11 protein-coding genes are annotated in these 11,873 nt (G+C 65.3%); 4 read left to right on the top strand and 7 right to left on the bottom strand.

Features of this window, described 5'->3' with window-relative positions; translation table 11 throughout:
• Nucleotides 1-11: 11 nt before the first annotated feature.
• The 6 genes from ABDB87_RS19965 to ABDB87_RS19940 form a co-directional block, all read right to left on the bottom strand.
• Nucleotides 12-1,061 (bottom strand): thiamine pyrophosphate-dependent enzyme, encoded by a 1,050-nt coding sequence (locus tag ABDB87_RS19965; protein WP_345930395.1) that lies wholly within the window; start codon nt 1,059-1,061, stop codon nt 12-14.
• 11 nt (nt 1,062-1,072) lie between these two features.
• A complete protein-coding gene (locus ABDB87_RS19960; protein ID WP_345930394.1) occupies nt 1,073-2,326 on the bottom strand; it encodes a transketolase C-terminal domain-containing protein in 1,254 nt (417 codons plus the stop codon).
• The gene (locus ABDB87_RS19955; protein ID WP_345930392.1) at nt 2,310-2,897 is read right to left on the bottom strand and encodes a 2-oxoacid:acceptor oxidoreductase family protein; all 588 of its coding nucleotides are present in this window, start codon (nt 2,895-2,897) and stop codon (nt 2,310-2,312) included. Before ABDB87_RS19955 ends, ABDB87_RS19960 begins: the two co-directional genes overlap by 17 nt.
• 299 nt (nt 2,898-3,196) lie before the next feature.
• A complete protein-coding gene (bamC, locus tag ABDB87_RS19950) occupies nt 3,197-4,354 on the bottom strand; it encodes an NlpB/DapX family lipoprotein (RefSeq protein WP_345930390.1) in 1,158 nt (385 codons plus the stop codon).
• 10 nt (nt 4,355-4,364) lie between these two features.
• Nucleotides 4,365-5,243: a 4-hydroxy-tetrahydrodipicolinate synthase gene (gene dapA / locus ABDB87_RS19945; RefSeq protein ID WP_345930388.1), complete on the bottom strand. Its 879-nt coding sequence runs from the start codon at nt 5,241-5,243 to the stop codon at nt 4,365-4,367.
• Nucleotides 5,244-5,352: 109 nt separating this feature from the next.
• Complete coding sequence (locus ABDB87_RS19940) at nt 5,353-6,282, bottom strand: histone deacetylase family protein (RefSeq protein ID WP_345930386.1); 930 nt, start codon at nt 6,280-6,282, stop codon at nt 5,353-5,355.
• Between the two features lie 130 nt (nt 6,283-6,412).
• Between ABDB87_RS19940 and ABDB87_RS19935 the strand changes: the two genes are divergently transcribed.
• From ABDB87_RS19935 to mltB, 4 genes are read left to right on the top strand one after another with little or no spacing between them, the layout of a single operon-like run.
• Complete coding sequence (locus tag ABDB87_RS19935) at nt 6,413-7,342, top strand: AAA family ATPase (RefSeq protein WP_345930384.1); 930 nt, start codon at nt 6,413-6,415, stop codon at nt 7,340-7,342.
• Complete coding sequence (locus tag ABDB87_RS19930) at nt 7,339-8,322, top strand: DUF58 domain-containing protein (RefSeq protein ID WP_345930382.1); 984 nt, start codon at nt 7,339-7,341, stop codon at nt 8,320-8,322. The genes ABDB87_RS19935 and ABDB87_RS19930 overlap by 4 nt, the downstream gene beginning before the upstream one ends.
• Nucleotides 8,319-10,268, top strand: coding sequence for a transglutaminase TgpA family protein (locus ABDB87_RS19925; protein WP_345930380.1), 1,950 nt, complete (start codon nt 8,319-8,321; stop codon nt 10,266-10,268). The genes ABDB87_RS19930 and ABDB87_RS19925 overlap by 4 nt, the downstream gene beginning before the upstream one ends.
• Complete coding sequence (mltB, locus tag ABDB87_RS19920) at nt 10,265-11,290, top strand: lytic murein transglycosylase B (RefSeq protein WP_345930378.1); 1,026 nt, start codon at nt 10,265-10,267, stop codon at nt 11,288-11,290. The genes ABDB87_RS19925 and mltB overlap by 4 nt, the downstream gene beginning before the upstream one ends.
• 292 nt (nt 11,291-11,582) lie before the next feature.
• Here mltB and ABDB87_RS19915 read toward each other — a convergent pair.
• Nucleotides 11,583-11,873, bottom strand: a 291-nt coding sequence (locus tag ABDB87_RS19915; protein WP_345930376.1) for an integrase core domain-containing protein, incomplete at its 5' end; no start/stop codon positions are given.

Below are 11,873 nucleotides of genomic sequence, written 5' to 3'. Positions count from 1 at the left end.
TCCTTCGTGGCTTACTTGTGCTCGCTGCCGGGGAACCCGACAGTGGCCTTGTCTTCACCAAGCAGCCCGAACTTGCGGATGTTCTGGTCGGCCATTTCCTGGAAGCGTGCGACAAGTTCCAGACGCGGATGCTTGCCGAACAGGTGAGCGAAGCGACGCTGCAGGCGCAGATAGGCTTCCACCGGTTGCTTCTGACGGATCTTGGACACATTCGTCACCTCGCCGTACTCGGCCTCGAAGACCGGGAACAGGCCGGTTTCCTTGGCGAGGCGGGCCAGCTTGATGGTGTCCTGCGAAGCAGAACCCCAGCCCAGCGGACAGGGCACGAAGATGTGGATGTAGCGCGCGCCGCGCATGCTCATGGCCTTGTTGACCTTGTATTCGAGGTCGCGCAGGTCCGACACGGAAGCCGTTGCCACATACGGAATGCCGTGCGCCATGGCGATCAGCGGCACGTTCTTGCCCTGCCCCCATTCGTTGCCGGGTTCGTCGCCGACCGGCATGGTGGTGGCCGTGCGGGCCGCCGGCGGCGTGGCGGAGCTGCGCTGCACGCCGGTGTTCATGTAGGCCTGGTTGTCGTAACAGATGTAGAGCACATCGTCATTACGCTCGAACATGCCGGACAGACAGCCGAAGCCGATGTCGGTCGTGCCGCCGTCACCGCCCTGCGCGATCACGCGGGTTTCGGGAAGGCTCTTGCCGGCCTTGCGGGCCTTGACCTTGTTGGCAGCTGCCACGCCGGTCGCCACCGCCGCGGCATTGCCGAACAGCGAGTGGATCCAGGGGATCTGCCAGGAGGTTTCGGGATACGGCGTCGAGAAGACTTCCAGACAGCCGGTGGCATTCACCGCCACCAGCTGGTTGCCGGTTGCACGCATGGCCGCGTCAATCGCATAGCGGGCGCCCAGCGCTTCGCCGCAGCCCTGGCAGGCGCGGTGGCCGGAGTTGAGCGAGTTGGTCCGCTCCATGTCGGCCTGCACCGAGCGTTGCTCGGGCGGCAGCAGCCGGTTGCCCACGGTGAAGGTGCCGGTCTGATAGAACTTGATTTCCTGATGTCCCATCTGTGCTCTCCTCAACCCACGTTGGACTTGGTCTGACCCAGGTCGCGCAGGATGTTTTCGGCGATCGGACCCGAGCGGCGTGTGGTGCGCTCGCGATCCAGCTCCTTGTTGACGATGTTCCACTCGAGATCCATGAAGTGCAGGGCTTCGAGCTGGTCATGCATCGCCATGCGGAACACCCGGTGCAGCGAAGAGCGGGTGATGTTGCGACCGCCCAGACCCGCGACCACGGTGTAGATGCGCTGATCGAGGCCGTCCATGGCCATGCGCACATCGGTAGCGACGATGCCGCCGATACCGACCGCAAAGCTCTTCTCCAGCACGATGATGCGCTTGGCATGCGACAGCGCGCGGCGGATGGCCGACACCGGGAAGGGACGGAAGCTGTTGATGCCCAGCACGCCGATCGAGATGCCGTCAGCACGCATTTCATCCACCGTGTCCTTGATGGTGCCCAGCACGGAGCCCAGGGCCACGACCACGGTGTCAGCGTCTTCGAGCATGTAGGGACGCACCAGACCGCCGGAATCACGGCCGAAGATGTCCTTGAACTCGCGGGCGATCTTCGGGATCAGCTCGAGCGCCTGCATCTGCTTGGCATGTGCGAGGTAGCGCACTTCGGTGAAGGCCTCAGGCCCCACCATGGCGCCGATGGAGACCGGATTGGCCGGATCCAGCACCTGGCGCGGCGAGTACGGCGGCAGGAACTGGTCGACCTGCTCCTGCGTCGGGATATCGACGCGCTCGTAAGCGTGAGTCAGGATGAAACCGTCCATGCAGACCATCACCGGCAGCGACAGCTCTTCGGCAAGCTTGAAGGCCTGGATGTGCAGGTCGGCGGCTTCCTGGTTGTTCTCGGCAAAAATCTGAATCCAGCCGCAGTCGCGCTGACTCATGGAGTCCGAGTGGTCGTTCCAGATGTTGATCGGCGCGCCCAGTGCGCGGTTGGCCACCGTCATGACAATCGGTAGCCCCAGGCCGGAGGCGTTATACACGGCCTCGACCATGAACAGCAGGCCTTGCGAGGCCGTGGCGGTGTAGGTGCGCGCACCGGTGGCCGAGGAGCCGATGGCGACCGACATGGCAGCGAACTCGGACTCGACGTTGATGTATTCGCAATCGGTGATGTCGCCGGCCTTCACCATCTCGCCCAGGCCCTCCACGATGTGGGTCTGCGGAGAAATCGGATAGGCACAGATGACTTCAGGCCGGCACAGGCCGACCGCTTCGGCAACGGCGTGCGAGCCTTCACATTGCTTGAGCATGAGCTGCCTCCATGACCGCCTTGGCGGCGTTATAGGCTTCGGTCGCGGCGGCGATATTGCCCTCGGCCACCTTGCCGGAGAACTTTTCGCGGATGGCAGCGGCCACGGAATCAAGGGAAATCATTCCCGAGGCGGCAGCAAAAGCCCCCAGCATCGGAACGTTCGGTGCATTGCGGCCGACATGCTTGAGCGACAGCTCGGTCGCCGGCACGGTGATCAGGCGCTCGGGGCGGAAACGCGTGGCAAGTTCGCCAAGCCCCATCTCCTCGAAGCTGCGATGCGTGTTGAGCACCACATAGCCCTCGGGATCCAGACCGGAAAACACATCGATCTGATTGAGTAGCGTGGCGTCCTGGATGATCAGGGCGTCGGGCTGCATGACCGGTTCGCGCAACCGGATTTCCTTGTCTGCAATGCGACAGAACGCGACCACGGGAGCGCCCGTACGCTCCGAGCCGAAGCTCGGAAATGCCTGTGCGTGACGGCCTTCAAGAAAAGCGGCGATGGAAAGCATTTCAGCCCCCGTCACCACGCCCTGACCCCCACGACCGTGAATCCTCACCTGGAACATCAATATCTCCCTGATGTGAGATTAGCTGCTGTGACCGTAAGCCCCCGCGCTCCCGCCGGCGGGAAACTTGCTGCGTGTCGCCGGGCAAGGCTGAATGAAACCCGCCAGGACGATGTGCGGAAACTATTGCATCCGGTGACTTTGCACTATGCGCCATATCAAGTTTTGGGGTCTGGGCGCTGAGGAATGATGAAACCGGGGCGCTGGAAATACACTCGCCCGCCAGGCTGTGTCGGCGCGTAAACGAAAAAACGGCCGGGGATACCGGCCGTTTTCGGGTTGCCTGCCTACTGCCTGGCTTACTTCAGTTCGCGCAGCAGCAGATTCATGATCTGCCGGTTGGCTTCGGGCACAGCACGGTTGCCGTCCTTGTCGAGCAGGCGCACCGTGGTTTCGCGATCGTTGCCGCTGACGGCCACCTGGTACTGGTTGGTGCCGGTGTCAGCCTTCTTGCTGCTGAAGAGGCGGGAGAACCAGTTCTGATCCTTCTTCGGACCTTCCAGATCGCTTTCGCCGACGTAGCGCACGAAATACACGCCCTTGGCCCGATCGCGGTCTTCCACGACCACCCCGACGCGATCCAGCGCAAGACCGATCTGGCGCCATGCGCGCTCCATGCCGTCCTTCACCTGCAGTTGCTGCACACCATCCGGGCCGGCCACGATAGCGGCCCGCTCCGGCTGGGGCGCGGCCTTGCTGTCAGCCACCATCTGTTTCGCGCCGTCGGCGTCCTGACCCAGACGGACCAGAATCCGCTGCAGCATCTCGGCTTCCAGATCGGGGTTGGACGGACGCAGCTCCCAGTAGGTGCCGTCGGTGTCGCGCTTGCTGATTTCGATGGCGCCGCGATGGCTCACATAAATCTCGAGCATGCCGGGCTTGGCTGCCGAAGGCTCGATGCGGGTGCGATAGCGGTCACGCTCGCCATTGCTCACCATCGAGCCCAGCACGGTGCTCAGCACGCGCTGCACCGGATCGCCGGCAATCTTGGCGCGGTTCTCGAGCCAGTCGGTTTCCATGATGCCGACCGCCTGGTCGTCCTTGACCAGCACGAAACCGAGGTTCTTCCAGAAATCTTGCAGCTGCGGCCAGACAACGTTCGCCGGCAGCGTGGTGACGATCCAGCGGGTGTTGCCTTCGCGCTCGATGCGGAACTTGGCGGACCCGGCCGGTGCTGCGGCAGCAGGTGCGGCATTCGCAGCGGCAGCGGCCGGCTGGCGGCTGGCGTTATACGTGGAATAGGTCGCGCTGCCCGCGTCGCCGGCTTCCGGGAGCGCATAGCGGTTGTCCCGCGCCGGAGACACCAGATCCGGCGGTACCTCGAGGGCATTGCCCTTGCCGCGCAGGTCGATACCCGGCGACTTGTAGTCGACCTTCTCGTTCTTGTTGCCGCCACAGGCTGCGAGCGTAAGGCCCAGCAGGGAAGTGGCCAGCACCACACCAATCTTTGAACGCATCTGTTACCTCTCAGGACGGAATGCCGGCAGCGCGCATCGCATTGCGGACGCGCTCATGGAAGACTTCGGACAGCGGGGTCAGCGGCAGGCGCAGCGTGCCTTCGAGCATCCCCATCTGCTGGGCGACCCACTTCACAGGAATCGGGTTCGCCTCGACGAACAGATCCCTGTTGAGCAGGAAAAGTTGCCGGTTGATGGTGTTGGCGCGTGCCACGTCGCCAGCGCGTGCAGCCACGCAGAGCTCGTGCATGAGGCGCGGGGCCACATTGGCGCTGACCGAAATCACGCCGTGCCCACCCAGCAGCATGAAGCACATGGCCGTCATGTCGTCACCGGAGTACAGCGCGAAATCCTTCGGCACGCGCATGGCCAGGTCGGTAATGCGCTCGATGTTGCCAGTGGCGTCCTTGATACCGATGATGCCCGGCACGGCGGCCAGCCGCAGCACGGTGTCATTGCTCATGTCGGCGACCGTGCGGCCCGGCACGTTGTAGAGGATCACCGGCAGATCGACCGCTTCGGCGATGGCCTTGAAGTGGCGATACATGCCTTCCTGGGTCGGCTTGTTGTAGTAGGGCACCACGGACAGCGAGGCCTGTGCGCCGACCTTCTTCGCGAAGCGGGCGAGCTCGATGGCTTCGGCCGTGGAGTTGCCGCCAGTGCCGGCGATGATGGGCAAACGGCCCGCGGCATGCTCGACAGCCACGCGGATCAGCTCGCAATGCTCTTCGACATTGACGGTCGGCGATTCGCCGGTGGTGCCGACGATCACCAGCCCGTCGGTTCCTTCGCGTGCATGAAAATCAATCAGGGTCCGGAAGGCGGGAAAATCAATCTGCCCGTCCGCCGTCATCGGCGTGAGCAGTGCGACAAGGGAACCGGTAAGCATGGGGGTCCGCAAGACGAATGGGAAAGCGGCGATTGTAGACCAATGCCCGGAAGCCGGGTGCTGCGCGCTGCGTTAAAAAAGCGCAGTCCGGCACACGCAGCCGGCCGCCTCAGATATCGGCCAGCGCCCTCACATGCGCCAGCACGCTGCGGCCGAGCGCTGGCAGAACGTAACCGCCCTCCAGCATCGAGACCAGTCGTCCCTCGCAATGCTGGTCCGCCCACGCCCGAAGCATGCGGCTGATCCAGGCGAAGTCACCATCGAGCAGGCCCATCGACGCCATGTCGTCCTCATAGTGAGCGTCGAAACCCGCCGAGATGAAGATCATCTGCGGCGCATGCTGCGCGAGGGCCGGCAGCCAGCGCTCGGTGAGCAGGTCGCGCACCACGTCGCCCCGGGTGCCCGCAGGCAGCGGCGAGTTCAGCATGTTGCCGGATGCGTGCCCTGCCCCGCAGTAGGGGTAGAGCGGATGTTGGAAGAAACTCAGCATCTGCACACGCGGGTCGGCAAAGAAGATGTTTTCGGTGCCGTTGCCGTGATGCACATCGAAATCGATGACGCTGACCCGTTCGAGGCCATGCACCTCCAGCACATGCCGGATGGCGACCGCCACGTTGTTGAAGAAGCAGAAGCCCATGGCCCGCAGGCGCTCGGCATGATGACCCGGCGGTCGCACGGCGCAGAAGGCGTTGTGCGCGCGGCCTGCCAGCACCAGCTCGCTGGCGAGAATGCCCGAGCCCGCCGCTCGCAAGGCCGCACGCAGGGTGTGGCGGGTCATCGCGGTATCCGGATCCAGATGGCGCAGCCCGGTTTCGGGAGCGATCTCGAACAGCTCGTCGACATAGGCGGGCGAATGCGCGCGATAGAGCTGCTCCAGGGTCGCGGTGGGGGCGTCTTCGCGCATGTCGAGAAAGCCGTCGAGCCCTTCGCCGCGAATACGGTCGAGAATTTCGCTCAAGCGCTCGGGCGACTCGGGATGCTGCGCCCCCATGTTGTGCAACCAGCAATCGGGATGCGTGATGAATACCGTCCGGCTCATCGGGTCTCCTGTCGGCTGGCCATCCAGCTCTTGTTGTCGCAACCGTTTACACTGGGAGCGCCGGCCCCCGGCCATCGAATAGAAGGCTCAGCTTAGTCCGCGCCTCGACAAGAACAATCCGGAGAATCCCATGTCATTCCCCACTGCCGCCCATCCGGTCGCGGGCCAGATCCTGGACCAGCTCGGCCGCATCCTGCTCGGCAAGCCCCAGGCCCTGAAACTCGCCCTGTCCTGTCTGCTCGCGCGCGGCCATCTGCTGATCGAAGACCAGCCCGGCGTGGGCAAGACCACGCTGGCACACGCACTGGCCGTGAGCCTCGGGCTGCAGTTCCAGCGCGTTCAATTCACCAGTGACCTGCTGCCCGCCGACCTTATCGGCGTGAGCATTTTCGACAGTGCCAGCCAGGGCTTTCGCTTTCACCCGGGCCCGGTGTTCTCGCAGGTGCTGCTGGCCGATGAAATCAACCGCAGCACGCCCAAGACACAGAGCGCACTGCTTGAGGCCATGGAAGAGCACCAGGTGTCGATCGATGGCCAGACCCGCGATCTGCCCGAGCCTTTTTTCGTCATCGCGACCCAGAACCCCTCGCAACAGATCGGCACCTTCCCGCTGCCGGAATCCCAGCTCGACCGCTTCCTCATGCGCCTGTCGCTGGGCATGCCCGATGCAGCAGCCGAACGCGCCCTGCTGGCCGGCGAAGATCGTCGCGCCCTGATCCACCAGCTCAGCGCTGCCGTCGATGCGGCGGGACTGCTGCGCCTGCAGGAGGAAGTACGCGCCGTCCATGTCGGCGAACTATTGCTCGACTATGTGCAGGCGCTGCTGGCGCGCAGCCGGCAGCTCCCCTCGGGCGCCAGCGGCCTGAGCCCGCGCGCCGGGCTCGGTCTGCTCGCCGCTGCCCGGGCCTGGGCGCTGATTGCCGGCCGGGATCATGTCCGCCCGGAAGACGTGCAGGCCGTACTGCCCTCGGTCGCGGCGCATCGCCTCAACGCGCTGGACGCCCGCAGCAGCGGCGAGGCGCTGGTGCGTGAGCTCATCGAATCCGTCCCCTTGCCGTGACCCTGCTGCCGAGCCGCGTGCGCCAGCGCCTGCGCCGCTGGGCCCTCAGGAATCGTGCGCCGGAGCGCCAGCCCGTCCGGCTCGGCCAGCGCCGCGTCTACGTCCTGCCCAGCCGTGCCGGGCTGGCGCTGCTGCTCACCCTCCTGGCGATGCTGATCGCCTCGATCAACTACAACCTGTCACTGGGTTACGGGCTGGTTTTCCTGCTCGGCAGCGTTTTCGTGCTGCACATCCTGCACAGCTGGCGGACGCTGACCAACCTCGAAGTCAGCATTGCCGCACACGGCGAGAGCTTTGCCGGAGGCGCCGCCAGCTGGCGCCTGACCGCACGGAACGCTGCCCGCAGCGAACGCCCCGGCCTGCGCCTGAAGTCGGCGGCAGGACAGATCCTGTACGAGCACTTCGATGTCCCGGCCAATGCACAGGCCGAGTTGCTCTTCGCGCTACCCGCCCGCGCGCGCGGCCTGATGCAGCCAGGCCAGCTCACGCTCGAAACCACCCAGCCGCTGGGCTGGATCCGGGCATGGTCCTACCTCGAACCGGATGCCCAGGCTGTCGTCTATCCCGCGCCCGCCGGCACACGCGCCCTGCCTGCCGGACTCTCGCCGGCGCAGAGCGGGCAGAACGCCAGCCTGGTCGCCGGGCAGGACGACTTTGCCGGACTGCGCAAGCATCAGCCCGTCGACTCGCCCCGCCATATCGCCTGGAAGCAGCTCGCACAGGGGCGCGGCCTCCTGACCAAGACCTGGGCCAGCGCAGCGGCCCGCGAATGCGTGCTTGACTGGCGCCTGCTGCCGGCGGAGCAATCGCTTGAAACACGCCTGAGCCAGCTGACGGCCTGGGTGCTGGAGGCCCGCGCAGCCGGCATGCGGACGACGCTGATCCTGCCCGACAGCGAAACCGGCCCGGGAGAAGACGCGGCGCACCACCAGGTCTGCCTGCTCCGCCTGGCGCTGTGCGCAGGAGGTGGTAGGCCATGAAGCGCACCGACTCCGTTCAGTTTCCGCGTGACACCGGCTTCGCGCTGCTCGCCACCGCCACGCTCTCGCTCCTGCCCTTCCTGCCCGGGCTCCCCATCAGCATGGCGGTGCTGACCGTCCTGCTGCTCGGCTGGCAAGGCTGGCTGATCCGTCAGGATGCGCCGCCGCCGGCTCGCATCCTCATGTTCCTGCTGACCGTATTGGGGGCGTCACTCTGCTTTGCCGAGTTCCGCACGCTGTTCGGGCGCGAACCGGGCCTGGCGATGCTGGCGCTCTTCCTGCCGCTGAAGCTGCTCGAAAGCCGCAGCATTCGGGACGCGCGCGCGACCATGCTGCTGTGCTGCTTCATGATGACGGGGCAATTCCTCAATGCCCAGAATCCTGCCGTTGCAGCGACGGTCATGCTCTGCACGCTTGCCATCCTGGCGACCAGCGCCCGCCTCGAACGTCCGGCGCTGGGGCTGCGCCCTGCTCTGAAAACAGGCCTGCGCCTGATCGCAGGCGCGCTGCCGCTGCTGGTGCTGCTGTTCCTGCTGTTCCCCCGCATCGACGGGCCCCTCTGGCGCATGCCCGGTGACGCGGCCGGCAGCAGCACAGGGCTTTCCGACAGCATGCAGCCCGGCTCCATTTCCGAACTGATCCTCTCTGGCGAAATCGCTTTTCGCGCCGAGTTCGAAGCCGCACTGCCACCACCTCGCGAACGCTACTGGCGCGGCCCGGTTCTGACCGAGTTCGACGGCAAGGTGTGGCGCGAAAGACCGTCCGGCAGCTTCGGCGAGCCGCGCTACGCGCCGCTCGGGCCGGCTTACCGTTACCAGCTCACCCTTGAGCCTCACAATCGGCCATGGCTGCTGGCGCTAGACTTCCCCGGGCCTGATCTGCCGCGTGTGCGCTACGGCAGCGAGCTGAACCTGCTGGCGCTCGCGCCGGTCACTGCGCGGCAGCGCATCAGTCTGAGCGCCTATCCCGAAGCGGTGGTCGGTCTGGACGAACGCCCGGGCCGTCTGCAGGCCGCCCTCCGCCTGCCGGAGGGGCGCAATCCGCGCACAGTCGCCGCAGGGCAGGCACTGCGGGCCAGGTATCCGGCCCCAGCCGAGCGTCTGCAAGCCGCGATTGCCTTGCTGCGTGACGCACACCTGGCCTACACGCTGAACCCGCCCCTGCTGGGTGAGCATACCGCGGACGAGTTTCTCTTCGACAGCAAGCGTGGCTTCTGCGAACACTTCGCCAGCAGCTTCGTCGTCCTGGCCCGGGCGGCCGGCCTGCCGGGCCGCGTTGTCACCGGCTACCAGGGGGGAGAACGCAATCCGCTCGACGGGACGCTGGTAGTCCGACAGTCCGATGCCCATGCCTGGACGGAAATCTGGCTCGCCGGAAAGGGCTGGGTGCGGGTCGATCCCACCGCGACCAGCGTCCCCGCCCGCATCGACGACGGGATCGCCGGCGCATTGCCGGCCGGCGAATCCTTGCCGGTTTTCCTCGGCGACTCGGCCCTGATGCGCGAGATGCGTCACCGGCTTGAAGCGCTTTCAAACGGCTGGAATCAGTGGGTGCTGGGCTACAACGCCAGCCGGCAGTCAGAACTCCTGCACAGGCTCGGTCTGCCGGACACCGACTGGCCCCGGCTCATCGGCCTGCTGGCGGCCGGCGCGGGCGGCTGGGTGCTCTACCTCGTCATCCGGCTCTGGCCCCGTCAGGCCGCCCGAGACGGGCTCGACACGATCTGGCGCAATTTCTGCCGGAAGCTTGCCCGGCGCGGCGTCGCGCGGCAGCCATGGGAAACCGCAGGCGACTTCGCCCTGCGGGCCGCCTTGGCGCTTCCGGAGAGTGCCGATACCATTTCACGCATCGCCGAAAGCTACGCAACGCTGCGCTTTGGCCGCACGCCCCCCACAACCCGTGGACTCCGCAAGCTCGCGCAGTCCGTCAAGCAATTCAGGCCATGATCCTCAGCTTCGCAAGACCGGGCATCGCACTGCTCACCCTGACACTGAGCGCATATTGCTCCGCCGCCTATTTCACTGACCGTGCAGACGTCCAGGCCTTCATCGCGGAAGTCTCCGCAAGGCAAGGCATTCCGGCTGCAGAGTTGCGCACGGCGCTGGAGGGTGCCACGCCACTGCCGAGGGTGATCGAGCTCGTCAAGCCGCCGGCCGACCCTGGCGTCCGCTCCTGGCAGCGCTACCGCTCGCGCTTCATCGACAAGGCGCGCATCCAGGGCGGACTGTCTTTCTGGCGGGATCATCAACAGGCCATTGCCGATGCCTCTGCCAGAAGCGGCGTGCCAGAAGAAATCATCGTGTCCTTCATCGGCGTCGAAACGGTCTATGGCCGCAATACCGGAAATTTCAGTGCCCTGTCCGCGCTCGCCACCCTCGCCTTCGACTATCCGCCCCGTGCGCCACTCTTCAGGCGCGAGCTGGAAGAACTCTTCCTGCTCGCCCGCGAACAGGGTCATCCCGTCGAGAGTTACAAAGGCTCCTACGCCGGCGCTCTCGGCTACCCGCAGTTCCTGCCCAGCAGCATCCGACGCTATGCAGTGGACGGCGACCGCGACGGAGACATCGACCTGCGCAACAGCCCGACCGATGCCATCTACAGCATCGCCAACTTCCTGGTCGAGCATGGCTGGGTACCCGGCGGAAAGATCGTGATGCCTGCCCGAATCGCCGACGAAGCCCAGGCCGCGAGGCTGGTAGCCGCCGGCATCCTGCCGTCCCTGGACGCTGCCTCGCTGCAGGCCGCCGGTGTCAGCAGCATGCTCCCGGCAGACAGCAATGAGCACATCACCTTCGTGGACCTGGTCAGTCCGGGCGGCCCGACCGAATACTGGCTGGGCTTCCGGAATTTCTATGTCATCACGCGATACAACCGCAGCAGCTTCTATGCCATGGTGGTTCATGATCTTGCGCAGGCGCTGCGCTCAGCAAAAGCCAGTGCGCCCGCCCGCACGGCGAATCCTCGCTGAGCCGACAAATAACGCTGACCTCAGAAGGGTAACGGTGAGTCTGCTCTGCCGCACGCACGCGTGATGCCATTGACATTCAGGGGGCATCAGACAGGAAGCTGAACCAGGCGGGTCTGGCGAGCGGGCTTCATCTGCCGGTGCGCGATGAACAACAACCAACCCCCGGCATGAGCGCCGACCGCATGTGACCGCCCCGCATGCAAACGGACAGACTCACTCCGGATCACGCATTGCCGAAAACTCCACGGGCAAGGGTAATCCCCCCTTTTTTTGGTGGCAGGCAGAAGTAGAGCTATTTGGTTTGCGTTTGCGCCAGTTTCTGCTTCGGGGTGATGCCTCCTAGGGCCATGTTGGGCCGCTCGTGATTGTAGGTCCACAGCCAGCGCGTGGCGTATTCCTGCACCTGCTCGACCGAGTCGAACAGGTGCTGACCGAGCCAGTCATAGCGCACTGTCCGGTTGTAACGCTCGACATAGGCATTCTGCTGCGGCTTGCCGGGCTGGATGTGCTCGATGCGGATCTGTTGCTTCTCTGCCCAACTCAGCAGGCTTGCGCTGATGTACTCGGGTCCGTTGTCGCAGCG

Source organism: Uliginosibacterium paludis, from assembly GCF_039631355.1.
Taxonomy (GTDB): Bacteria; Pseudomonadota; Gammaproteobacteria; order Burkholderiales; family Rhodocyclaceae; genus Uliginosibacterium; species Uliginosibacterium paludis.
The sequence above is the reverse complement of the archived record's forward strand: the minus strand, read 5'-3'. Positions and strand labels throughout refer to the sequence as shown.